Origin of the sequence: Anderseniella sp. Alg231-50 (genome assembly GCF_900149695.1) — a bacterium.
In the GTDB taxonomy this organism is placed as follows: Bacteria; Pseudomonadota; Alphaproteobacteria; order Rhizobiales; family Aestuariivirgaceae; genus Anderseniella.
On the sequence record NZ_LT703005.1, the window covers coordinates 273,440 to 297,489 of the forward strand.

Annotated in this window: 17 protein-coding genes; 5 read left to right on the top strand and 12 right to left on the bottom strand. The window is 58.4% G+C overall.

Annotation, left to right across the window (positions count from 1 at the left end):
• Positions 1-53 precede the first annotated feature (53 nt).
• Positions 54-2,510, top strand: a complete 2,457-nt coding sequence (locus tag DHN55_RS17525) for an FAD-dependent oxidoreductase (RefSeq protein ID WP_108882825.1) — start codon at positions 54-56, stop codon at positions 2,508-2,510.
• Between the two features lie 13 nt (positions 2,511-2,523).
• On the opposite strand, the gene DHN55_RS17530 is transcribed toward DHN55_RS17525, so the two are convergent.
• Together DHN55_RS17530 and DHN55_RS17535 are read right to left on the bottom strand one after the other, a co-directional pair.
• The gene (locus DHN55_RS17530; RefSeq protein ID WP_337660468.1) at positions 2,524-3,141 is read right to left on the bottom strand and encodes an ankyrin repeat domain-containing protein; all 618 of its coding nucleotides are present in this window, start codon (positions 3,139-3,141) and stop codon (positions 2,524-2,526) included.
• Positions 3,142-3,231: 90 nt separating this feature from the next.
• Positions 3,232-3,696, bottom strand: a complete 465-nt coding sequence (locus DHN55_RS17535) for a nucleoside deaminase (protein WP_337660469.1) — start codon at positions 3,694-3,696, stop codon at positions 3,232-3,234.
• Between the two features lie 321 nt (positions 3,697-4,017).
• Here DHN55_RS17535 and DHN55_RS17540 point away from each other — a divergent pair, with 321 nt between their 5' ends.
• On the top strand, positions 4,018-7,869 hold the full coding sequence (locus DHN55_RS17540; RefSeq protein ID WP_108882828.1) for an autotransporter domain-containing protein: 3,852 nt from the start codon (positions 4,018-4,020) through the stop codon (positions 7,867-7,869).
• A 25-nt stretch (positions 7,870-7,894) separates the two neighbouring features.
• Here the strand turns inward: DHN55_RS17540 and DHN55_RS17545 are convergent, their stop codons facing one another.
• Together DHN55_RS17545 and DHN55_RS17550 are read right to left on the bottom strand one after the other, a co-directional pair.
• Positions 7,895-10,105, bottom strand: coding sequence for a SulP family inorganic anion transporter (locus DHN55_RS17545; protein ID WP_108882829.1), 2,211 nt, complete (start codon positions 10,103-10,105; stop codon positions 7,895-7,897).
• Between the two features lie 242 nt (positions 10,106-10,347).
• Positions 10,348-11,241, bottom strand: coding sequence for a LysR substrate-binding domain-containing protein (locus tag DHN55_RS17550; protein WP_108882830.1), 894 nt, complete (start codon positions 11,239-11,241; stop codon positions 10,348-10,350).
• Positions 11,242-11,352: 111 nt separating this feature from the next.
• On the opposite strand from DHN55_RS17550, the gene DHN55_RS17555 reads away from it, so the two are divergent.
• From DHN55_RS17555 to DHN55_RS17565, 3 genes are all read left to right on the top strand, one after another.
• Complete coding sequence (locus DHN55_RS17555) at positions 11,353-12,363, top strand: zinc-binding alcohol dehydrogenase family protein (protein WP_108882831.1); 1,011 nt, start codon at positions 11,353-11,355, stop codon at positions 12,361-12,363.
• A 69-nt stretch (positions 12,364-12,432) separates the two neighbouring features.
• On the top strand, positions 12,433-12,756 hold the full coding sequence (locus DHN55_RS17560; protein ID WP_108882832.1) for an NIPSNAP family protein: 324 nt from the start codon (positions 12,433-12,435) through the stop codon (positions 12,754-12,756).
• A gap of 113 nt (positions 12,757-12,869) precedes the next feature.
• On the top strand, positions 12,870-13,643 hold the full coding sequence (locus DHN55_RS17565) for a methyltransferase domain-containing protein (RefSeq protein ID WP_108882833.1): 774 nt from the start codon (positions 12,870-12,872) through the stop codon (positions 13,641-13,643).
• 33 nt (positions 13,644-13,676) lie between these two features.
• Here the strand turns inward: DHN55_RS17565 and DHN55_RS17570 are convergent, their stop codons facing one another.
• From DHN55_RS17570 to DHN55_RS17605, 8 genes are all read right to left on the bottom strand, one after another.
• Positions 13,677-14,984: an FAD-dependent oxidoreductase gene (locus DHN55_RS17570; RefSeq protein WP_108882834.1), complete on the bottom strand. Its 1,308-nt coding sequence runs from the start codon at positions 14,982-14,984 to the stop codon at positions 13,677-13,679.
• Entirely contained in the window at positions 14,981-15,664 is a 684-nt protein-coding gene (locus DHN55_RS17575) for a TetR family transcriptional regulator (protein WP_108882951.1), read from the bottom strand. Before DHN55_RS17575 ends, DHN55_RS17570 begins: the two co-directional genes overlap by 4 nt.
• A 7-nt stretch (positions 15,665-15,671) precedes the next feature.
• A complete protein-coding gene (locus DHN55_RS17580) occupies positions 15,672-17,219 on the bottom strand; it encodes a trimethylamine methyltransferase family protein (RefSeq protein WP_443111135.1) in 1,548 nt (515 codons plus the stop codon).
• Entirely contained in the window at positions 17,216-19,621 is a 2,406-nt protein-coding gene (locus DHN55_RS17585; protein WP_108882835.1) for an FAD-dependent oxidoreductase, read from the bottom strand. Before DHN55_RS17585 ends, DHN55_RS17580 begins: the two co-directional genes overlap by 4 nt.
• Positions 19,622-19,831: 210 nt before the next feature.
• Positions 19,832-20,941 carry a glycosyltransferase gene (locus DHN55_RS17590; RefSeq protein WP_108882836.1) on the bottom strand — a complete coding sequence of 370 codons (1,110 nt, stop codon included), beginning with the start codon at positions 20,939-20,941 and terminating at the stop codon, positions 19,832-19,834.
• Between the two features lie 357 nt (positions 20,942-21,298).
• Complete coding sequence (locus tag DHN55_RS17595; protein ID WP_108882837.1) at positions 21,299-21,598, bottom strand: PqqD family peptide modification chaperone; 300 nt, start codon at positions 21,596-21,598, stop codon at positions 21,299-21,301.
• Between the two features lie 169 nt (positions 21,599-21,767).
• Complete coding sequence (locus tag DHN55_RS17600) at positions 21,768-23,057, bottom strand: ArgE/DapE family deacylase (RefSeq protein WP_108882953.1); 1,290 nt, start codon at positions 23,055-23,057, stop codon at positions 21,768-21,770.
• Positions 23,058-23,217: 160 nt separating this feature from the next.
• Positions 23,218-23,871, bottom strand: coding sequence for a BA14K family protein (locus DHN55_RS17605; RefSeq protein WP_108882838.1), 654 nt, complete (start codon positions 23,869-23,871; stop codon positions 23,218-23,220).
• Positions 23,872-24,050 lie beyond the last annotated feature (179 nt).

Sequence of the window (24,050 nt, forward strand, 5' to 3'; positions counted from 1 at the left end):
GCCTTGCTAGTTTGCCGGCCAATTCGGGACTTTTTACATCAGGGAATCTTTATATGGCCAAGGAACTTCCAACCCAGGCGGATGTTGTCATTGTTGGCGGCGGCGTCATTGGCACTTCGCTGGCCTATCACCTGACCAAAATCGGCATCACCAATGTCGTGCTGCTGGAGCGCAAGCAACTGACCTGCGGCACCACCTGGCATGCGGCTGGCCTGGTCGGGCAATTGCGTGCCAACCGCAACATGACTGAACTGGCCAAATACACTTCCGAACTGATGAAGGGTCTCGAGGCCGAAACCGGCCAGGCCACCGGCTTCAAGCAGAACGGGTCGGTTTCGGTCGCCCTTACCGAGGCCCGTTTTGAAGAGTTCCGCCGCGGGGCGTCCATGGCCAAGAATTTCGGACTGGATGTGCAGGTGATCTCGGCCGGAGAAGTAAAGGAACGCCTGCCCCATCTCGCCACCCATGAAGTCACCGGCGGCGTCTTCCTGCCCGGTGATGGTCAGGTGAACCCGATTGACGTTACCCAGGCCTATGCGGCCGGCGCGCGTTCGCGCGGCGCAAAAGTGTTTGAACACACCAAGGTCACCCGCCTGTTGAAGGACGGCAACCGGGTGACCGGCGTGGAAACCACCGCCGGCACCATCATGGCCGACAAGACCGTGATTTGCGGCGGCATGTGGTCGCGTGAACTCGGCCAGCAGGTCGGCGTGCAGATCCCCCTGCATGCGGCAGAGCATTTCTACGTGGTCACCGAACCTCATGACGACCTGCCCAAGGAAATGCCGGTTGTCCGCATTCCCGATGAATGGGCCTATTACAAGGAAGATGCCGGCAAGCTGCTGCTCGGCGCCTTCGAGCCGGTCGCCAAGCCGTGGGGCATGGACGGCATTCCCGATGACCATGAGTTCGAAACTTTCCCGGAAGACTATGATCACTTTGAACCGGTGCTGGAAAAGGCGGTTGCACGCATGCCGCTTCTGGAGACCGCCGGCATAGCCTTGTTCTTCAACGGGCCTGAAAGCTTTACCCCGGACGACCGCTACTACCTTGGCGAGGCACCGTTCACCGATGACCTGTTTGTCGCCACCGGTTTCAACTCCATCGGCATCCAGTCATCCGGCGGTGTCGGCAGGGTGCTGGCCGACTGGATCAAGGACGGCTACCCGCCAATGGATGTGGCCGACGTGGACATCCGCCGGGTGCATCCGTTCCAGTCCAACAAAAAATACCTGCATGACCGCACCACGGAAAGCCTTGGCCTGTTGTATGAAATGCACTGGCCGTACTTCCAGCCAACCACCGCACGCGGTGTCCGCAAATCACCGTTCCATGATCGGCTTGCCGCCAGGAACGCCTGCTTTGGCGAGGTCAACGGGTGGGAGCGCGCCAATTTCTTCGCACCCACGGCAGCAGAGGCAAAATACGAGTATTCGTTCCACCGCCAGAACTGGTTCCCGTACGCCCAGGCTGAAGCGGATGCGGTGGCAAACACGGTTGGCCTGTTCGACCAGACAAGCTTTGCCAAGTTCCTGGTGCAGGGCCGCGATGCCTGCGCGGTTCTCAATGAAATCTGCGTCAATGACGTGGACGTAGCCGCCGACAAGCTGGTCTACACCCAGTGGTGCAATGACCGCGGCGGTATCGAGGCCGACCTGACGGTCACCCGGCTCGACGAAAACGAGTTCATGGTGGTCACCGGCGCCGGCCCGCAGATCCGCGATTTCTCATGGCTCAAGCGCCACATCGGCGACCGCTTCTGTACTGCAACAGATGTCACGTCCGGACTGCCCATGCTGTCTCTGATGGGACCCAATTCGCGCGCACTGATGGAAAAACTGACCGGTGAGAGTTTTGCAACCGATATCCAGCCGTTCGGCACTTCGCGTGAAGTCGAAGTCGGCTATGCCCGGGTACGCGCCAGCCGCATCACCTATGTCGGTGAACTGGGCTATGAGCTCTATATCCCGGCTGAATTTGCCCTGCATGTCTATGACACCATTATCGAGGCAGGTGCGGATTTCGGCCTGGCCCATGCCGGCATGCACACCATGAACAACTGCCGCACCGAAAAGGCCTATCGCCACTTTGGCCATGACATTGCCGATGAGGACACCCCCATCGAAGCCGGTCTCGGTTTCACCATTGCGTGGGACAAGAAGGGTGGCTTCATTGGCCGCGATGCACTCTTGAAACAGAAGCAAGCACCGATTCGCAGCAAGCGCATGATCACGCTGGCCCTTGAAGACGACAGCGAAGCCTCTCCATTGATGTATCACGAAGAACCGATTTACCGCGATGGCATCCGTGTCGGCTCAACCACTTCGGGCGCCTGGGGCCACCGGGTCAACAAGTCTCTCGGCATGGGCTATGCCCATTGTGAAGAAGGCGTCACAAAGGACTGGATTGACTCAGCAAAATGGGAAGTCGAAATCGCCTGGAAGCGGTATGAGGCAAAGGTACAGTTTGCACCGTTCTATGATCCGAAGAGTGCACTGATCAGGGCTTGAGAACCCCGGCAGACTAGTCGCGGGTTTCCGCGTGCTTGTCCAGCAACTGCACGATCTCTGTCTGGCCGCGTGACCTGGCGTGGTCAATTGCCATAACGCCTTCCTTGTCACCGATAGAGGCGTCGGCGCCGGCCTGCAGCAGCAGGTCAACAATATCCCGGTACGTCCGGCTGCCGTTGCCGAGTATCACCGCTTCCAGCAGGGCGGTCCAACCGAGAAAATTGACATGGTCGATATCGGTTTTGGTTGTCAGCAGATAGCGTACAACCTCCACGTGCCCATGATGCGCAGCCGGGATCAGTGCGGTGCCGCCATAACGGTTCACAGCCTTTAGATTCGCCCCTGCCGCAACCGTCATTTTCAAAATCTCAAGGCGGCCCTCGGCACCGGCGTACAAATATGGGCTGTCTTGCAGTCGGTCCTTGGCATTCACATCCGCGCCCGCTTCTATCAGCACTCGAGCAGCGTCAATGGCGTTGGCCTGGGTGGCAATCATCAGGGCTGTCCTGCCCTCTGCATCTGCGCTGTCCACCGGCACTCCTGACTTCAAATCGGCATTCAGTTTCTCGGTATTGTTGGCACTTGCCGCAGCCAGAAAATCTTGCAGCACCGTCTGCCCGGTATCTGGCAAATCATGTCGCTTCTGCCCACTCGCATTAATGGTAACTGATCCCAGTACAAGGGCTACAGCCAGCAATAATCTGATAAATGACATGACGTTTTATCTGCATAATCTCGGTGCACCGGCATTGCCGGTGTTTCGACCATATATCATGCCGTCGATACCTGCCCAGTACGCGGCAGCCTCGCACATGGGACAGGCGCGTGAGGACGAATACAGGACGGCACCTTTCAGACTTCGAGACGCAAGGCGGCGGGCGGCATCCCTGATGGCGGATATTTCGGCATGCCCTGTCGGGTCCTGATCCAGTACCACCCTGCTCCATGACTGGCCGACAATGACATTGTCACGAACAATGACCGCACCATAGGCCTGGTCGCCGTTTTCGACCGCCAGCCGGCGCATCTCAAAGGCACGCTCGATAAAAGCGGTTGCGTCCGGCATGGCAGGTTGAACAATCGCCGCATCTTCAAAATCAGCATAGGCACGGCGACCGGAAGCAGTCAGCGCACCTGCGAAAGCTGCTGCATGGCAAAGCCATCGTCTCGAAACAGGAACAGACATGAAAATGACCTTAGTTTTGCCGGCCCGCTGACCAGCGCCTTGAACGTACCGAAGGAACTGTATCCAATCGTGACCGTTTCTCGATTCCATTACAACATTCTGCTGTCCGGTTAAGGATCAAATTCGAGCACGTCGGCATTACAAATCCAGCTGCGAACCGCTGATTTCGGACAAATTTGACCGCAGGTCGGTCAAAATGTCCTCACACTGTTCAAATTCGTCATCAGACCTGTTTCAGGTCACCTGACGGCATTCGACGACGCCACCGCGCGCGGAACGACGCCGGACGTGAGTGATACTGGTGGTCTGGGAATTGAATTCATGGAACGCAAAACATCTGCACTGAGGCAGTCCTTGATGCTCAGTGTTTCCGCGGTGGTAATGTTCGGATTGTCAACATCGCCTGTTGTGGCACAGTCTTACAATATCGAAAATCGCACTGAAACGGTGGACGGTTCAAATAGCTCGAGTCCACTCGGCGTCAGCAATCTCTTTATATTCGTCGGCAGGAGTTCCACTGCTGCCCTGAACGTCATAAACAACGGACTGGTCGCCAGTCGAGGCGGTTACATTGGATTCAATAGCGGCGGTAACGGCAGTGTTCTGGTTGATGGCGGGAGCCAATGGTTCACGCTTGGGTCTACCTCCATCATTTCGGTGGCATTTAACGGCACGGGCGATCTGACTGTTTCCAATGGCGGCCAGATATTCGGGTCTTTCGGCTACATTGCCGAACGCTCGGGAAACTCGGTCGGAACTGCCATTGTTACCGGTGCCGGGTCCTACTGGCAAAACAGTGAGACCCTCTATGTCGCGGAAAAGGGCAACGGCACTCTCACCATTTCACAAGGCGGCCATGTTCAGGCGAGAAAATTTGGCGTCATTGGCCGGCAATCCGGATCTGTCGGCACAGCGACTGTCGACGGTGCGGACTCGCTATGGGAAAACGTCGGCCAGTTTTACGTGGCGGAGGCCGGCCGGGGCACGCTGGATGTAACCAATGGCGGCCAGGTCAGTGTTAAGAACGATAGTCGCATTGCAGTGTCTTCCGGCTCCGTCGGTACAGCCAGTGTCTCCGGTGAAAATTCAGCCTGGACTACCGGAGGCAATTTGTTCGTTGGCGCAGGTGGCCAGGGAACTCTGACCATTGCCGATCAGGCGGAGGTCAGCGTGAAGGGTGGTTTGGGGCTTGCTTTTGTCGGCTGGCTTGGCGGCTCCACCGGCGTGCTGAACATCGGTGCGGCAGCAGGCAGTCCTGCAGCAGCGGCAGGCACTCTAAAAACAACAGAAGTCCGCATCAACACCGCCAGTTCAAAACTGGTTTTTAATCACACCGACACGGATCATGTCTTCACCCCCCGCATAAACGGAAGCGGTGGTGTTGAGGTCTATTCCGGCACGACGGCGCTGACCGGGAACAATACATATACCGGCACTACATCAGTGAACGGCGGCACCCTGCTGGTCAACGGCTCCACCGGAACCGGCGCCGTCAACGTCAACACAGGCGGCACCCTGGGCGGAACCGGAACCATAGGCGGGTCCACCAGCATCAATGCCGGCGGCACCCTGTCGGCAGGCACCAGCCCCGGAACACTGACAATTGCTGAAGACCTGGTCCTTGACGCGGATTCCACAAGCGAATTCGAGCTTGGCCAACCTGATATGGTCGGCGGCGACAAAAATGATCTGGTTGTCGTTAAAGGCAATGCGGAAATTGGTGGCACCCTCAATTTAAGTGATGGTGCCGGGAGCTTCGCGGTATCGGGTTTCTATACGCTGTTTCAGGTTGCCGGCACGACCACCGGAAGTTTTGCTACGGTCAACAACATTGGTACAGAGTCCATAATCGAGCAGATCATCACCAACGGCGGTGATACCCCGTCCGAATTCAATATCCTGGTCAACAACGGACAACAGATCCAGTTCTGGGACGGCGCAGACTTGTCAGCCAATGACAGCGTCGATGGCGGCACCGGGACCTGGAACACCGACAACACCAACTGGACGACCGAGGCTGGCGATACCAACAAAAAGTGGTTGAGCGGTGTCGGGATTTTCCAGGGAACGGCAGGCAATGTCGGCATTGTCGGTACGCAAAATTTCCAGGGCCTGCAGTTCAAGACGGACGGCTACACGCTGAGTGGCGGCACCATCAACATGACCGGTGATAGCGAGGGGAACGAGAACGCCAGCTTTCTGAACGCCGATGCCGGAACCAGCACAACCATCGCCTCGGTGATCTCCGGCGATGATGGGATCGGTGTCGACAAGTTCGGATCCGGAACCGTAATCCTGACCGGAGTGAACACATTCACCGGCGCCACCACAATCAAGGGCGGCAGGCTTGAGGTTACTGGCATTGGGTCGCTCGCCTCGACAACCATCGATATTGAGAACGGAACCTTCCGGACCGACGGCAGTGCGCTCAACTCCGGTGCATCTGTCGGAGTGAGCGAGAACGGCACTTTCGATGTAGACGGCGATGAAACAATAACTGCCCTGAACAATGTTGGCGGCAAGGTCGATGTCGCGGCCGGACAGACACTTTCTGCAGGCACTGTCCAAAATGCTCAGGGCGCCGTCATCACCAATGCCGGCACACTCACATCCGGTAAGCCGATTGCCAACAACCAGGCCGCGACCATCACATCGACGGGCACCATAGACGCCACCGTCAACAATGCCGGGACGCTGAACGTGTCGGGCACAACCAATGGCAATGTGACCAACACCGGCAGCTTTGCCGCCGGCGGAATCAACACGGTGGCGAGCGCATCGATCACCGGTGACTTTAGTCAATCTTCCGAAGGTGTGCTGGAGGTTGATGTGGATGCGGCAGCCGGCATTCATGATCTTGTGGCCATTTCCGGCAGTGCTGAACTATCCGGCACGGTGGAAGTCAACCTGATCAATGGCAGTCCGCTTGGCATTCTCACCATCCTGTCAGCAACGCAGGGCGTAACCGACAACGGACTTGTGCTGGGCGAACTTACCGGCGTCCTCAACCCGCTGGCAGAGCTCGCGCTGCTGTTTTCCAATGCCACAGATGTTGCACTGGGCTTCCAGCTGAATGCGGACACGGGCAACTTCAACCGCAACCAGGTCAACTTGCTCGGCCACATCAACTCCGTCAACGCAGCAGGTGCAGGCAGCGTCGGCCCGGTGATTACAGGCCTGTTTGACCTTGGCAGCGCGGAAGAAACCGCTGCTGCTCTCGATCAGCTGTCGCCGGAGGTCTATCTCAACACCCAGACGGCAATGCTGTATTCAGCGGAAAACTTCACCAACGACCTGTTTTCCTGCCAGGTGTCGGGTCAGGATTATGCGGTCATCCGGGAAGGAGACTGTTTCTGGATGCGGCCTCAGGGCCGGTTTCTGACCCGTGACGCAACATCCGAAACCCTGGGGTTTCAGGAACAGGGAGGCGGAGTATCAGTCGGCGGTCAGTCAGCGATTGCTGAAAACTGGCATGCCGGCCTTGCGCTCGGCTATGAGCGCAGTTTCCTCGACACGGAATCCGGCGCCGAAAGCGATAGCAGGCGCTTCCATGCCGGTGGCATTGTGAAATACCAGAACGGGCCACTGCTTTTCGCAGGCGCCGTTACCGGTGGCATCGGACACTATGAAACCACCAGGACGATCGCTTTCGGCAGCGTAAATGCAACTGGCACATCCGATCACGATGTCAGCTATGTCAGCGCGCATTTTCGCGCCGGCTACCTGATGGAGCACGAAGGGTTCTATGCCAAACCGATGGTTGATCTGGCCCTGACCCACCTCGACCGTGACGGCATCAATGAAGCCGGAGACCCGGCCACCGACCTTGTTGTGCAAGGTGGCAGCGATACGATTTTTTCAGCCGCCCCGGCAATTGAACTCGGCAGCGAACACGCGCTCACCGAGACCCAGGTCATGCGCGCATACGTAAGGGCCGGCGTCACCTTCTATGCCGACAGTGAACACGCACTCACCGCAGGCTTTGCCGGTGCCCCGGCAGATACCCCCGGCTTCCGGATCACATCCAGCTTCGATGACACTGTTGCTGACATGGAGGCAGGCCTTACCCTGCTCGACGGTGGTGCGGCGGTGCTGCAAGTCGGTTATCAGGGGCACGTTGCGCAGCACACCGATCAGCATGGCGGCTTCATCAAGGGCTCCGTCCGGTTCTGACCAGTACCAGCCGGCTACTCCCGACTCACTTCTGTGTCAGCTGGATCATCTTGTTCGCCACAGCGAGTTTTTCCGACAGGTTACTGGCCAGCAACTGGTGGGCCAGGGCTGCAAGTTGCGGATCGTCCGACTGCATTCGCAAAAGATCAGCGGCACTGAGTTGGAAAATTTCAGACGGCGCGTCCACGATAACGTCGGCAATACGCGGTTGCTTGAGGTAAAGCGCAATTTCTCCGACAATTGCACCGGCCAGCATGGTGCGCACCCGCATCACCTCGCCATTCGGCAGTGTGAGCTGCACACGGACCCGGCCACTGGCGACAAAGAACACGTCATTGGCATCCTCACCCTGCCTGATCAGGACATCCTCCGGCTGCAATTCGAGCCGGGTCATGTTGTCGACCAGGGCGGGCAACCTGGGATGCTCGCCAATTGCCAGCACGAAATGCCTCAGCAGGCTCTTTTCACCGTCCACATCGACATGTTCACTCAGCAGGGTTTCTTCTGCCCTCTCCAGCGCGCGGTCGATATCGTGCAGCACGCTTATCAGCTGGTTTTCGCCAAGTTCAAGGCCCGCAAGCGTAAGACTGTTGCGCAATTCCGGAGCCACCCGGGTCAGTGACACACTTACATTGTTATCCTCCGCCAGCCTGGCGATCTTCATGAAACAGGCAATGGCGGCTGAATCGGCACCACTGACATTCTGGAAATCAAGCACGACGAACTGCAGCGGCGGCTTGTCTTCCGCGATCAGCCTGCGCCGGACAATGTTTACGATCCGGTCTGCAGTTCCGAAAAATATGTAGCCCTGCAGCTGGATGACCTCGATCGCATCACCGTGTTCGGAAAGATATTTGATGGCTGTCGGCGACCGATCGACGGAACTTCGCTGTTCAACACCCGTGGCGCGGAACCGTACTACCGGCAACAGAGAATATTTGAAGATGAACAGCGCACTGGAAACCACCAGTCCCAATGCCAGCCCTTCCATGAAACCGACCAGCGCGACGGTAAGCAGAATACCTGCCACGACCAGCCATTCGGACAACGGCATCCTTTCCCGGGTATCGACTAACCATTCCTTCAACAGCCCTATGCCGAGGAAAAGCACGAACCCTGCGGTCAGGAAAATCGGCACCTGAAAAATCAGGTGACCTGCAAAAAACAGGGCCAGCAGCATGGCGATCGCCGTGGCGATGCCTGCACCGCGACCGGTCGCGCCGGTCTTCTGGGCCAGCACCGTCATTGAAAGCCCGACATAGCCGGACGGACCGCCTACCCCTCCCGACAACACGTTCGCAAGACCGGTGGAACGAAGTTCAGCGTTCACATCGATGTCCCGGCGCATGGCAAGTTCCAGCCCGCTTACATTGAGCATCAATCCGATCATGCTCAGACCGGCGATGACCAGCATCACAGGTACAGCCGCCAACACTGCGGCCCAGTCAATCTTGGAGAGCAGGTGCGGTGTCGGCAGTTCAACGCCACCGCTCATGTTGATCGCCGGAAGATGTCCGAGATCGCGCACAACTTCCAGGTCTAGTCCGGCAAGCATGAGCACTGCATTGAAGCAGGCCACGGCGGCGATCATGATCAAAGGCATGATGGCCGGATGCGACAACCGGCTTAGTGCGCCAAACATGACAATTGCGAGTCCAATCGCTGGCAACACCCGCCACAATATCTGCGGTTCACTCAGCGACCGCGCAAACTCAAGCCCGAAGTCATGGCCAGTCAACATCACCGATGCACCGTTCACCAGCAACCAGCCAGATCCGGCCAGAAAACCGGCCATCACCGGATACGGCAGATAGCGAACCAAACCACCCAACTTCAGCTTTCCCGTAATCCAGAACAGCGCGCCGGTCACAATGCTTGAGGCACCAATGATCACAATTGCCGTGGCAATCTTGGCTTCTGCGCCTCCGACAGACTGTACAGCCATGGCCGCTATGGCTGCAGCAACAACCGCGATTGTAGATTCCTGCACCAGAGCGACGCTGTTTGGCAGGACGCTTCGTATCGCCACGACCAGCGCCAGCAATGCGCCCCCGAACAGCACTACCCCGACACCAAGGCCCATGCCATCCGACAAGGGTCCGGTGAACATCAGGGCACCAATGGCCAACGCCGCCGCCGTATTGTCGATACCGGCAATCAGACCAATCATGGCCGGCGGCAACACGGCGCGCAGCGGACTATTCCTTGGCTTGGTATCTGTCGTGTTGACTGCCATCCGCCCCCGCAAGCGATGTCAAAAATCTGCCCATCTGGTGCGATTTCAATCATTCTGTCGACAAACTGCTCGGGGACAGGAATTGCGCGGACCAAAGGTAAGAAATCACAATTTTCCATAGATACCAGCCGGCCGGTATTTGCAACAAGGCGCATACGGATTTGTTGAAGCAGGTCGTTGACTTTCATTAAGCTGAACCGCAGCAATAGTGGCAAACCGGTAATTGTCTGACCTGAGCTGGATCAGACCAGCGCCGCCTGCAGCTTTTTTTCAATGAACTCAGTGAACACCTGGACCCTGGCAGATACAACGCGGCCCGGCGGGCGGACAGCCCACAGGCTCCATTCCGGTTCAACGACGTGGTCCGGGAGCACTTCCACCAGTGCCCCGGCGGCCAGTTGATCCACGATATCCCATCGGGACTTCAGCGCGATCCCGACACCACTGACAGCCGCCTCAGTTGCAGCCTCGCCATAACTGGTGGTGAAATTGCCATTCACGCTGATTGCGCTTTGCTTGCCGTTTGCATCCCGCAGTTGCCAAATCCGGGTTGCGCCCAGCAAAAGGCAGTTGTGGTCTGCAAGCTCACTGGCCGCAGCAGGAACGCCATGAGCCTCCAGATAGCCAGGCGAAGCAACAAGGATACGCGGGTTGTCAGCAATCCTGCGGGCCACCAGGGTGGACGGCGCGAGTGTCCCGATCCTGAGTGCAAGGTCAAAGCCATGCTGCACGATGTCGAAGACACCGTCGCTAAGCTCCAGGTTCACCGAAGCATCGGGATGATCACGCAGAAACTCTCCGACAAACGGCGCAACATAGCGGCGGCCGAAAGAGGCCGACGCCGTCACGCGCAATTCACCAGCGACGGTTTTGCGGTTTCCCTGCAAATCCGTAACAGCGTCTTCGATGTCATCGACGATCTTTCTGGCGTGAACCAGGAATTTCTCGCCGTCGCCCGTCAGGGAAACCGTTCGTGTCGTCCGATTGAGCAGCTTTGATCCAAGCGCCTCTTCCAGCATCTGGATACGTTGCGAGGCAGCCGTGGGAGAATAGCCGAAATCGCGCCCTGCCCGGCCAATCGCACCAATCGCTGCCACGCGGATAAACAGTTTCATGGATTTTACGTCGAGTTCCATTATCCCGATTTAGCAAATAGTATTTGTTGCAACAACAGGATTATCCCGAATGAAGACCGCTATATACATGTGTCGACCGCCCAAAAACCATTGCAACCCGAGGTGAAAACAATGAAAGCCGTTGGTCTTACTCATTACCTGCCGATTGAAGACCCTGATGCTTTTCTCGATGTCGAGCTGGACAAACCGACACCGGCGGGCCACGACATACTGGTGGCTGTGAAGGCTGTCGCCGTCAATCCCGTCGACACCAAGGTGAGAGCGCCGAAGGACGCCGTGGAAAATCCTCCACGCGTGATCGGATACGACGCCAGCGGCGTTGTCGAAGCTGTTGGCCCCGATGTCACCCTGTTCGAGGCCGGAGACGAAGTCTACTACGCCGGTGACATCACCCGCTCCGGCACCAATGCCGAATTCCACCTGGTCGATGAACGCATCGTCGGCCACAAGCCGAAATCCCTGAACCATGCCCAAAGTGCCGCCCTGCCGCTCACCACGATAACTGCCTATGAAGCCTTCTTTGACCGCCTCGGCATTGACCGTGACGGGGCGAACAAGGGCGAGAGCCTGCTGATCATCGGCGCCGGCGGAGGTGTCGGATCAATCGGCATTCAGCTTGCCAAGGCAGCCGGGCTGGTCGTGATTGCAACCGCCTCGCGCCCGGAAACAACAGCCTGGGTGAAACAGCTCGGCGCCGACCATGTCATCAACCATCGTGAAGACATGGTGAGCCAGGTTCGGGCCCTGGGCATGCACCACGTTGATCATGTCGCCATCTTCAACGACATGCGCCACTGGAACGCCGCAGTTGAACTGATCCGGCCCCAGCACGGCATTGTCTCCATCGACAACACCGACCAGCCGATGCCCATGGCCGACATGAAAACCAAGTCCGCCAGTTTGCACTGGGAATTCATGTTCGCCCGCGCCATGCACCAGACGCCGGACATGATCGAACAGCACAAGCTGCTGAGCCATGTTGCCGGTGAAATCGATGCCGGGCGCATACGCACGACCGTGTCAGAAGTTCTCTCACCCATTAACGCCGCCAATATGCGCGAAGCCCATCGGCTTGTGGAAACCGGCAAGGCCAAAGGCAAGATCGTCGTGGAAGGGTTCTGAGGTAAAGGGGCTGAATTCGACGCCCCCACATCGTGGCGCAAGCGACCTAGTGAAAAAGTGAGACGTAAAATGGCATTTTTTGAACTGCGGCAATACCAGGTGAAACCGGGCAAGATGGAAGCATGGCTGGACCTTATGGAAGGCGAGATCATCCCGTACTCCGTCGCCACGGGAATGATGCCCATAGCCAGCTTCCGGGGTGAGGAAGATCAGTCGGTGTATTTCTGGATCCGACGTTTTGAAAACGAAACAGAGCGGGAAAAACTTTATGCGGCATTCTACGAAAGCGACCATTGGAAACAGGTACTGGCGCCAAAGGTCGGTGAATTGATCAACCGGGAAGCGAGACAGGTGCAACGAGTACTGGCGACGCGGCTGTCCCCGATCCAGTAGAGTTCTTTGCGCAGCAAGCATATGTGAGCAGCTGACCCTTTTGACTTTGCCGGCCCGGTGCAGACAGTCTAGAACTCCGCAGAGAGCGGGATTCAACGAAGGGTGCGAGCCGCATGGCACAATATGCTGATGAGTTTATCGATCGCCTGCATCTGGTCTGGGGGCCGGGGTTCCTGTCGCCCGGCGGACCGGAGGAAGTCGCAGAGGTCACTCGTGGACTGGATCTCAAGGATGCACGGGTGCTGGACATCGGCTGCGGTACCGGCGGTCCGTCCATTGCACTCGCCCGCGATATGGGCGCACGGGTACTGGGCATTGACATCGAACCGCAGTTGCTCGACCGCGCCCGCGTGCTGGCTGAGCAAGCCGATGCTGCCGATCGCGCAGAATTCCAGCAGGTAACACCCGGCCCCCTGCCCTTTGAAGACAACAGTTTCGATGTCGTGTTCAGCAAGGATGCTCTCATCCATATTCCCGACAAGCAGGCATTGTATGCCGACATCATGCGGGTTCTGAAACCCGGCGGCGCGCTTGCCGCCAGCGACTGGCTGTCAGGTGACAATGCCGATAAAGACGAGGCCTTCCAGCACTATCTGTCCCTGGTGCCTCTCGATTACAGCATGGCAACGGCGGGGCAGACTGCCGATGTAATGCGTCAAGCCGGTTTCGAACGCGTCGAGACCAGAGACCGAAACGCCTGGTATGCGGAAATGGCGCCACGAGAAGTTGCCAGGATTGAGGGGCCGCTGCGCGAAAGGATCATCGAGGTATCGAGCGCCGAAACCTACGAAAAATGGCTGGCGATCCGGCGCGCCCTGGCATCAGCGGCACAGTCGGGCGGGCTACGGCCTACACACCTGCGCGGATACAATCCCACGGCGGCCTGACGGAATTCGACGCCATTTAGCCTGCGCGACCGGTCAGCCAAGCACTGAGAAACTGGACTGTTCATTGACCGCGCGCTTGCGCGAATAGAAGCCGGCATTGATGGAGCGCTGAATGTACGGCAGCATGAACTGCAGGGGCTTGTCATCATGGTCGTTGCCCGCTTCACAATACGCCACCAGCGCCGCCATCATCTTGCCGGCAATCGGAGCGTTCTTGTACTGGTTGCCGCTGGTACCGCAGGCCATGTAGAAGCCGTCCAGCGCAGACTTGTCATAGATCGGGATCCAGTCGGTCGAGGCATCGTAGAGATCAACCACGCCGCGACTGGTGCCGGGTATGCCGAGGCTCGGCACCCGTTGCGCCAGGCGCATGGCCTGGGTGGTCCACTGGTCCGAAAAATTGCGGTCATAATCCGTCTCGTCTTCCACCCACTGGTGCTCGTCGCACGCGGGATCTTCACTGCCGACCAGGATATTGTTGCCGTGCTCGGGCCGGCAATAGCAGGCAATATCGCTGTCGGACACAATCGTGCCGTTGGCCTCAAAATCAAACCCGGCAGGTGACGGCACGTGCACAACCTCCTGCCGCAGGGGTTTCGTCTCGATGGTCATGTCACCGGTCACACCGGCCATGTGGTTGATGACCGACGAGCCGGGACCGGCGACATTGACCACGACAGGTGCATGGATTTCCTCTCCGCCGCCAAGTTTCACGCCCCTGACCTTGCCGCCGTCAGTCAGGATTTCGAGCACTTCGGCCCCCATGCGGAAAGCTGCACCGTGCTTGCGCGCGGCATCTGCCAGGTTTTGTGACGATAGGGCCGGATCGGTGACATAGCCGGCATGGGGCCAGAACACCGCACCGTTCAGGTGGCTGCCATTGGGTTTGCCAAAATCAGGGTCATGCATCCGTTTGGCCGGTGCATAGCTTTCCAGCGAATAGACGGGAAGTTTTTCCACGATCTGTTCCGGCGTCCATTCCTCAAACGGGCAATTCAGCGCTGCGGAGTTTTCCATATGGCTTGCCAGGTGTCCGTTGGCATCGGTCTTCATTACCAGGCAGCCGATCTCGCGGAACCGGGCCAGGTCCACATCCGTCTCAAGCCCGAGATACTCAGCCCAGTCGCGCCAGTAATGATAGCCTTCCCAGGCAAAGGCGGTTCCGTCAAAGGTCGAGTAATGCATGCGCACAATCGCACATGATCCGGCGGTGGAACCGTGGCCGGCCTGCGAATTCCGGTCCAGCGACAAGGTCTTGAAACCCAGCTTGGCCATTTCAAAGGCGGTAGCCGTTCCGATGACTCCAGTCCCGATGATGATCGCATCAAACACTGAGCTCATGATTTCTCTCCCCTGCTGACTGCAGTTGCGTAGTCCCGCAAAGCTTCCACCTCGCCCGGAGCCGGCTGGAGACCGGTGAACGCATGAAGGTAATGCGGCACCATCTTCAGACGCTGCGACATCGGTTCATTCAGTTCCGCCAGGTTGTATCCTATCTGCATGTAATACAGCACCCGTGCCCTGGTAAGCGCCTCTGCAGCCGGATAATCATAGCGGGCGAACATGGCTTCAAGTGCAGCCAGCCGGGTCTCGTCCGACTGGTCCAGCACCCGGCGCACCGAACCGGACCGGCGCGCCCAGTCACGTATGGCAAAATCCAGCCACGTATTGAACAGGCTGTCGTCGACAAAGCACCTGAACACATTGCAGATGGCGCCCGTTATCGTATCGGCCGGTGTCTCCGACTGGTGCACCAGCGCGGCTGTGTTGGTCTCGTCCCAGTGCTGCAGCAGCGCATTCAGCAGATCCTGCCGGCTCTTGAAGTACCAGTAGAAACTTGACCGTGACACGTTCAATCGCTCGCCCACGGTCAGCACCTTGACCTGTTCGACGCCGTCACTGATCAGAATGTCCATGGCGACGTTCAGCCAGTCCTGGCGTGTGACCTTGGTGTTGCCGGTCAGCGGTTCGCTGTCCGGGTCATTGCGCTGTAAGAGGGGTGTCACGTTTTTTCGGGTCATGTCGATTTCAGCTTTCCGGCGGCGCACCGCCGGCAGCGGTTCGCGTTCGTATCGATGCCTGCAATTGCTCTACCCTTTCGCCGTCCAGTTCAGGGCCGGTAAAGTCGTTCAAAATCGACTGCCATGTTCCCGTGGCGCGCTCATTGGCATCCTTGCTGCCACGTTCGGTCCAGGTGCCGAAGTTGGACCAGTCGCCAGCCATTGGTTCGTAGAACGCCGTCTGGTATCGCTGCATGGTATGGGCTGCACCGAAGAAATGCCCGCCCGGCTGCACTTCGCGCAGCGCATCAAGCGCAATCTCGTCCGCCCCGCATGCTGTCGGAGTGCACAGTTCCGCTACCATCTGAAGCACCTCCATGTCAGTGATGAACTTTTCATAGGACACGGTCAGCCCGCCTTCCAGCCAACCGGCAGCATGAATAATCACCGTCGCGCCTGCAAGCAGCGATCCCCACAGGCCGAATTGCGTCTCATTGGCTGACTGGGCATCATTGATATTGGCGGCGCTGCCGGTCGCACTCCGCCACGGCAGGCCGAGCTTGCGCGCCAGTTGACCAGCCCCGAGGCTGGCCTTGAAGTGTTCAGGCGTACCGAAGGCCGGCGCGCCGGATTTCATGTCCACATTGGAGGTGAACGTGCCGTAACACACCGGCGCACCGGCAAGTGCCAGTTGGGTAAGTGTGATGGCCGCCAGTGCCTCGGCATGCGACAGGGTAAGCGCGCCTGCGACAGTGACCGGCGCCATCGCGCCCATCAGGCAAAACGGCGTTACGATCGACACTTGCCCTGCCCTGGCAAAGTCGATCAGTCCTTGCGCCATGGGAATGTCCAGCTGCCGTGGCGAATTGGTGTTGATAATCGTGTAGCAGTGAGGGGCTTGGTGAAACTCGTCGTCTGACAGGCCGCGAAAGTCTCTCAGCAATTCGAAGCTGTCATGAACCTGGCCGGTGCCGCGTGCAAACACAAATGGCACCTTGTCCGACAGGGTGAGCTGGGCCCGCAGGGTCTCGTAATGCCGCACGTGCACAGGCACGTCCTGCGGCTCGATCAACGGCGAGATCATCTGCAGGACGTCAAAATGCTGGGTCAGCTTGACCAGTTCCGAAAAATCACCGGCAGTGCCGGGACGCCTGCCCCGTTTCAGGTCGGTAGTGTGCGGCGAGCCGCCACCCGGTTGAAATGCCAGCCGGTCCAGTTCCAGTTTTACATCGCGCGACCTGCTGCCGGCCCGCATCGAGATGCTGCGTGGCGCGCTTGCCAGCGCAGCTTCAACAATGTCCCGGCCGATCCAGACCATCTCGATACTGTCATCGACGCGCGCCCCGCCGGACCTGAACATTGTCCGGGCTTCGTCAAGCAACACCTTGATGCCCAACTCCTCGAGCACGTCCAGGGCTGCCTCGTGTATGGCTTCGACCCGGTCGTCACTGAACGCGCGCATGGGCGGAATTGGACTGCGCAGATTGCGGTAGTCGATGTTGCGCCCGTCTGCACCTGCAGCAGCGCGCGCGGCACGCCCGCGTCGGCCGGTGCGCGATGCCCGCTCGGGCATCATGTGCGCATGGCCTTGCCTGACGGATCATATGGCGATGATGCAATGATCGTTGCAGGCCGCTTAACCCCGACAACATGAACACTGAGCTCAGTGCCCTCTCCTGCCAGATCACCGTTGACCAGCGCCATGGCCAGTGATTTGCCCGTCGTGTGCCCATATCCGCCTGAGGTGACAAACCCAACGCGCTGATCGCCCGACCAGACAGGTTCATAGCCGCTGGCATCGGCATCATCTGCATCAATCTCGAGAGTGACCAGCACCTGTTCCGGCCCGTCACCGTCACGCTCGCTCAATGTCGCCTGCCGGCCGATGAACTCCTGTTTCTGCCAGTCGATCCACCGGTCCATACCGGTCATGCCCGGCGTGTAGCCTTGGGTGAACTCAGCCGACCAGATGCCAAAGCTCTTTTCAAGCCGCAACGACAGCAGGGCATTGAAGCCATATTCGCGGATCCCCTGGTCAGTGCCCGCCGCAAGCAGCGCTCTGCGCAGTGCGATATGTTCGCCCGCCTGACAATGGATTTCATAACCCAGCTCACCGGCCACGGACAGCCTGCCAACTTTCGCCCGGATCATCCCGATGTCAAACTGGCCACACCCCATGAACGGCAGTGCACCGACATCGCCATCCGTCAGTTTTGCGATGACATCGCGCGATTTCGGGCCGGCAAGTGAAAAACCGACCATGTCATCGGCAATATCGCGCACTGTCACACCATCCTGCATATGGCTGTCAAACCACCGCATGTGCCACTCGCGCAGGTAGTAGCTGCCCATGATCCACCAGCTCCCGTCACCCCAGTTGAAAACGGTGAGATCACCCTTCAACTTGCCTTCCGGTGACAGCATGGGCGCCAGCCTCGCCTTGCCGGGTGCCGGCAGTTTTGACGCCATCAGCCTGTCGAGCCAGGCATGCGCATCGGGGCCGGTGACTTCAAAACGCGAAAATCCCGTTATATCGAGCAGGCCGACACCGTCGCGTACAGCACGGCATTCTTCACCGATAATGTCAAACGCATTGGAGCGCTTCAGCGACGGTGTCTCGGCAAAACCTTCCGGTGCAAAATACAACGGCACTTCGAGGCCCCAGCTCGCGCCCCAGCGGCATCCCGCCGCCGTCATCTCGCTGTGGGCCGGTGACATTTTCAGCGGTCTGCCCGCCGGCAGTTGTTCATTGGGATAGGTCATCACAAAGCGGCGGGTATAGAATTGTCCGGTGGTTTCCTTGATGAACTGCTTGTTACCGGCAAAGTCGCCATAGCGCGCAACATCCATGCCGTAGACATCGGCCTCCGGCTCGCCGTTGATGATCCACTCGGCGAGCGATTTTCCGACACCGCCGCCTTGCAGGAAGCCGGCCATGACGGCGCAGGCGCACCAGTATCCCGGTTTGCCACGCACCGGTCCTACAAGCGGATTACCGTCGGGTGAGAATGTGAAGGCTCCATTGACCCAGTTCCTGACACCGGCGGTCTGCAGCACCGGATAGCGTTCAAATCCGAGTGTCAGCTCGTCGGCGATGCGATCGGTGTCTTCCTGAAGCAACTCGATGCCATAGTCCCATGGCGCTCCATCCATCATCCAGTGCTCGTGGTTGATCTCGTAAATGCCGAGCAGCATGCCGTTCAGGTCCTGGCGCATGTAGGTAAACCCTTCCAGGTCCACCACCAAAGGCAACTCTGCATCCATCTCGGCTATTTCAGGGATTGATTCCGTCAGCAGGTAATGATGCGACAAAGGCGAAACCGGCAGTTCAATACCGGCCATGCGGCCAACCTGCTTGGCCCACAAACCGGCGGCGTTGACCACGTGCTCGCACTTGATCGTGCCTTGCTCGGTGACCACCTGCCATCCGTCCCGCGTCTGGTTCAGTTCCAGCACGCGGTTGTGTTCGATGACACTGGCACCATTGTTCCGGGCTGCTTTCGCATAGGCATGCACCGTTCCGGTGGTGTCGATATAGCCTTCCCGGTCAGCCCACATGCCGCCGAGTATGCCATCCGTCGACATGATCGGGCACAGCTCACCGGCCTCTTCCGCCGTAACCAGCCGGACGTCTTCGATCCCGAGACTCTGGAAGATGCGATAGGCCGACTGCAGCCACTCCCAGCGGTCCGGTGTGCCCGCCAGCGTCAGGCCGCCGGTCATGTGCATGCCGACCGAATGCCCGCTTTCCTCTTCAATCTTGCCCAGAAGATCGATGGTATAGGCTTGCAGCGCCGCGATATTGGGATCTGCATTAAGCGCGTGGAACCCGCCTGCGGCATGCCAGGAAGATCCTGCGGTCAGCACGGAGCGCTCAATCAGCGCCACATCACTCCAGCCCATTTTTGCCAGATGATACAGAACCGAGGCGCCGACTACGCCTCCGCCAATGACCACGACCCTGTATTCGGACTTCATGACGAGACCTCCCTGCATCGATGATGACGACACAGTAATTCCGCTTTTAGGAGATGTCTAGACACAACTGTCCAGTACTGTTCCAGCATCGCCAACACCAGCCCGCCGGCTGCAGGAAACGACACGATGCCCGCAACAAACCGGCACCATTTCAGGGTGTTGGATGGAATTGTTGATCAGATGACGCTGACTGCCGGAGCACTGGTCATTTCAGTGCGGGGCCCGGGCGACCCGTTCATACACTGCCAACGTCCTTTCACGGCCCACCGTTTCGGAGAAATTATCAATCACGTGCCGACGCCCATCGCTAACCCTCCGTGCCTGCAGCTCCGCGGGTTCACGTGCCGATCGAACCAGACCGCGGGCCAGCGCCTGCCAATCGTCCGGATCAACCAGTTCGCAGAACTGTTCAATATAGCTTCCTGCATAGGCACGCAGGTTTGCGGTCACAACGGGCACACCGCAGGCGGCAGCTTCCAGCAATGTGGAGGGAAACGCATCTGCAACCGGATAGTTGACGACAAAATCAACCATTCCATACATGCCTGGCATCATTTCGTAACGAACCTCGGGGATCCAGTACAACCGTTCGGAAATGCCCAGTTCCTCGGCCAGTTGTTGCAGTTCTCTCACCCGGTCGGACCGATCCCAGGACCTAGTAAGCCTGATCATGGCGAGGCCTGCGGTGGCCGGAAGATCAGGTAATGCTGAGGCAAACGCCCGAAGTATTTCCTGCTGCCGATAACCATCACCGATACCGCGGGCAGAAAAGAACACAATTGCATCAACGGGTATCTGCAGGGCTTGCCGCCAGGCAGCACGCTTGGCAAGTGTACCCGGTTTGTAGTGCACCGGATTCACGCCAAGACAGATAAGTTCGCAGTCGATGCCATCATAACGTTTTGTTGCGGCATCAAAAAGCGGACGGCTCTCGACGATGACAGTTGGCCCGGTTGCCATCAGATCATCTATCCGTGGCTTAGGTGGCACCGAACCTATGAGCCCGTTAAGACCTCCAAACGCCGACAAGATCAGCGGCCCCAACCCCGCCTCATGATGGAATTCTGTCAGGAAACTGAAATTGTGGGAATGTGTCACGTGCGGGCGGAAGTCGGCGGCAATCGCGGCCAGCTCCGGCACAGGATTGTCCCAGGACTGTATCTGCACGTGACGGGCCCGGCTTGAGCCGGAAATTTCCCCCAGATAACCGGCCCACACAACTTCATGCCCGGCATCCACAGCCCAGTCACACACCCGTGTGGCAGGAGCTGCGTGCTCGGAACCATACATGAGAACACGCATTGGAGGTCTATCGGCCATTCGTCATCAGATTGGTGTTCAGTCAATATGGGCCGGATGCTGTGGACGGCTCAGGTCTGCCTGTTTTTCAGCTGTCAGCAGTGCTCGGTTCCGGGCTATCTATTTCTGGTCCGGTGGTGGTTGGCTCCGGGCTGGACGGATCAATCCACGGTGCTGTTGTCAGGTCCGTTATTGATCCGCACGCTACAATTTTTGGCGCTTGATAAGATTTTGCCGACGGGCTCACTTGCTGCTGCATTTGAATTTCGCTCCCTCACTGGGTTTGTTACCTCGGACTTCAAATACCGTAACGGAAGTAAGAAGCCCTATCAAGGAGCTACACGTTGGCTTGTTGAAGAAGGCGGATTACCGATTATCTCAGTCTTGCCCGGAAGGAGAGGGACTTTCTTCCGCGGTGTGAAGCAGGTCCAGTTGAACGAACTCTGCAATCAGTGCTTCAACGTCCCTTTGCAAGTCCGCAACAGGGACTTGGTACTCCGACGCCATGGCTTCGGTCACTTTGTCACGCGATCCGAGCTTGCCAAGCAACTGCCAGATGCGTGCTGCTGTGCCGTCCAGCCGGTAATAGTTTTCATTTTTCAGGTTCAGAATGACAGTTTCGTCTTCAACTTCCTGAACGAGAATACTCGTGGAGACCGTCACTTTCAGATCATGCATGTATGGGTCCGTGGTTGCTGAGCGCGCCCGGCTTCATACCATGAACGCAATAACTTCCCACCCGTTATCGCAATCGCTGCAGGCTCGATCATCAGCGTCCATATTCATGAGTCGGCAATTCCGCTTCGAAGAGCTGACCAGGTGAAATCGATGAATTCTGTGCTGGGACTCAGCCCCGCACGCTCTCCAGCCCGCACCACTCGGCGATGAACAGGGCGATGGAACCGGTCACCCGTTGCACCGACGACAGAGATACACGTTCATCGAACCCATGGATGTTTTCCGAATAAGGGCCGTACACCAGGCACGGGATGTCGCCGTACAAGACGAACACCCGCCCGTCGAGATAGCCCGGTGTCACCATTGTTTCCAGCGACTTGCCGTAGGCCGCCGCATGCGCCCGGCCCAGTGCGGCTTCCGCATCAGAGCCTTCTTCCAGCACATAGCCTTCGGCAAAGAACCCGTTGAATTCCACTTGCGGCGGGTTGTTTGACAGGAACGCATTGTCTCTCGCGGTGTTGCGTATGCAGTCTTCAACCTCCTTGGCCGCATCGCGCGGGTCCACGCCGGGATAGATCGAGATCCGGCAGTCGAACGAACACCATGCCGGCACCGACGAGGCCCAGTCACCGCCCTCGATCTTGCCGACGTTGAAATTGATCGGGTGATTGTAGTCCTCAAAATAGCGATGCTCATGCTGCCGGCCGTTCCACTCTTCCTCCAGCCTGCGCAGACCCTTCATGACCTCAAAGCTGGCCTCGATGGCATTGGCGCCGGCGCTCGCCTCGCGCACATGCACCGGCAGTCCGCGCACATTCACCTTGAACCAGATGACGCCGACATTTGCCCGCACCAGCTTGTCGTCTTCGGGTTCCGGAATGATGGCTGCGTCGGCCCGGTATCCGCGCACCAGCGCGGCCAGCGCACCATTGCCCGTGCACTCCTCCTCGGTTACCGACTGGATGTGCACTGTTGCTGCCGGCTGGAAACCTAGCGACCTCAAGGCATCTAGTGCATAAATATTGGCAGCAATTCCGGCCTTCATGTCGGCACCGCCGCGGCCATACAGCCAGTCACCGTCGCGCCACGGTTCAAACGGCGGTCTGGTCCACATGTCGAGAGGGCCCACCGGCACCACGTCCACATGACCGTTGAGGATCAGGGACCGGCCCGCCTCTTCACGCGGCCGGTGCGTGCCGACCACGTTGATGGCGTTGGTGTAGTCTACCTTCACCGGCGAAAATCCCGGATGATGTTCAATGTCGGCAACATCGATGGACCAGCGATCCATGGCATAGCCACGCTGCTTCAGTTCCCCGAACAGAAAGTCCTGCGCCGTGTGTTCCTGGCCCCGCAGTGACGGAAACCGGACGAGGTCTTCGGTAAACGCGGTTTGCGCTGCAAACCCCGCATCAACCGCGGCCAGAATATCCCTGGTGAGTTCTGTGTCGAGTGCCATGTCCGGGCCTGCCTGTGTCCTGCCTGCCGGAACCTTGATCGCGTTGACCATCACAGTCAATTGTCAGATTGCATGCGGTTGAAACCGGCAAAGCTGCGACCCGACCAAAAACACCCCCGGCTGCAACCGGGGGTGTCTTTCAGTCATGAATGTCCGCAGATCAGCTGTAGGGACTGATGCAGGCGTGCCAGTAGCCGTCATAGCCCATATAGGCGTCACGGCGTTCGTTGTAGGACCGATACCGGTCTTCGCACCATTCAACGTGCAACTCATAATCCGATCCCGCATAACGCGCTCCGCTGTACGCAATGATCGGTGCCGAATAAAGCCACCACGGTGAGGCATAATAAAAGCCATTGTAGTAATGCTTGTGACTGTGACGGCGATTCCTGAAGCGCTTGCCGTGTTTGCGGCGTTCGTACCGCCTCGCTCTGCGTTCCCTGCGGTCTGCGCGCCGGTCGGCCCGCCTGGCTCTGCGTTCGGCGCGCCTTTCACGACGTTCCGCACGTTTGACCCGATCACGACGCCTGACTTTTCGGTCTTTGCGTTTCGCGCGTCTCTCGGCACGCCGTTCAGAGCGGCTTTCAGCACGATTTGCCCGTCTTTCGGCACGGTTGGCCCGACGTTTGGCGCGATTGGCCCGGCGTTTGGCGCGTTTTGCCCGCTTTTCTTCGGCGGTTGCGCCACGATCATCGAACTGGACAATGGATTTTTTGAACTCGCGGCCGGCTTCGGCCGACGGCACGGCACTGAATGCACCGACCGACAGCGCCACAGCGCCTGCCACCCCGGCCACAAACTTGAACTTGCTCATTGGGAACCCCCGTTCCTTGCAACAGCCACACCACAGGCGGCCAACTAACCTCTCTCTCTGTCTTATGTAGGAGACGGTTTCGCGGATTCAATGACAAAAAGACAGAAAAACCGGGGAAAATCCGCAAGTTACAGATTTGCCGTTAGGACACCGAGCCAAACGTAAAGAGTGCGGCCGGA

Coding starts and splice junctions, on each gene's coding strand:
- DHN55_RS17525 (WP_108882825.1), top strand. CDS start 54: ATGGCCAAGGAACTTCCAACCCAGGCGGATGTTGTCATTGTTGGCGGC.
- DHN55_RS17535 (WP_337660469.1), bottom strand. CDS start 3,696: ATGTCTGTTCCTGTTTCGAGACGATGGCTTTGCCATGCAGCAGCTTTC.
- DHN55_RS17540 (WP_108882828.1), top strand. CDS start 4,018: ATGGAACGCAAAACATCTGCACTGAGGCAGTCCTTGATGCTCAGTGTT.
- DHN55_RS17545 (WP_108882829.1), bottom strand. CDS start 10,105: ATGGCAGTCAACACGACAGATACCAAGCCAAGGAATAGTCCGCTGCGC.
- DHN55_RS17550 (WP_108882830.1), bottom strand. CDS start 11,241: ATGGAACTCGACGTAAAATCCATGAAACTGTTTATCCGCGTGGCAGCG.
- DHN55_RS17555 (WP_108882831.1), top strand. CDS start 11,353: ATGAAAGCCGTTGGTCTTACTCATTACCTGCCGATTGAAGACCCTGAT.
- DHN55_RS17560 (WP_108882832.1), top strand. CDS start 12,433: ATGGCATTTTTTGAACTGCGGCAATACCAGGTGAAACCGGGCAAGATG.
- DHN55_RS17565 (WP_108882833.1), top strand. CDS start 12,870: ATGGCACAATATGCTGATGAGTTTATCGATCGCCTGCATCTGGTCTGG.
- DHN55_RS17570 (WP_108882834.1), bottom strand. CDS start 14,984: ATGAGCTCAGTGTTTGATGCGATCATCATCGGGACTGGAGTCATCGGA.
- DHN55_RS17575 (WP_108882951.1), bottom strand. CDS start 15,664: ATGACCCGAAAAAACGTGACACCCCTCTTACAGCGCAATGACCCGGAC.
- DHN55_RS17580 (WP_443111135.1), bottom strand. CDS start 17,219: ATGATGCCCGAGCGGGCATCGCGCACCGGCCGACGCGGGCGTGCCGCG.
- DHN55_RS17585 (WP_108882835.1), bottom strand. CDS start 19,621: ATGAAGTCCGAATACAGGGTCGTGGTCATTGGCGGAGGCGTAGTCGGC.
- DHN55_RS17590 (WP_108882836.1), bottom strand. CDS start 20,941: ATGGCCGATAGACCTCCAATGCGTGTTCTCATGTATGGTTCCGAGCAC.
- DHN55_RS17595 (WP_108882837.1), bottom strand. CDS start 21,598: ATGCATGATCTGAAAGTGACGGTCTCCACGAGTATTCTCGTTCAGGAA.
- DHN55_RS17600 (WP_108882953.1), bottom strand. CDS start 23,057: ATGGCACTCGACACAGAACTCACCAGGGATATTCTGGCCGCGGTTGAT.
- DHN55_RS17605 (WP_108882838.1), bottom strand. CDS start 23,871: ATGAGCAAGTTCAAGTTTGTGGCCGGGGTGGCAGGCGCTGTGGCGCTG.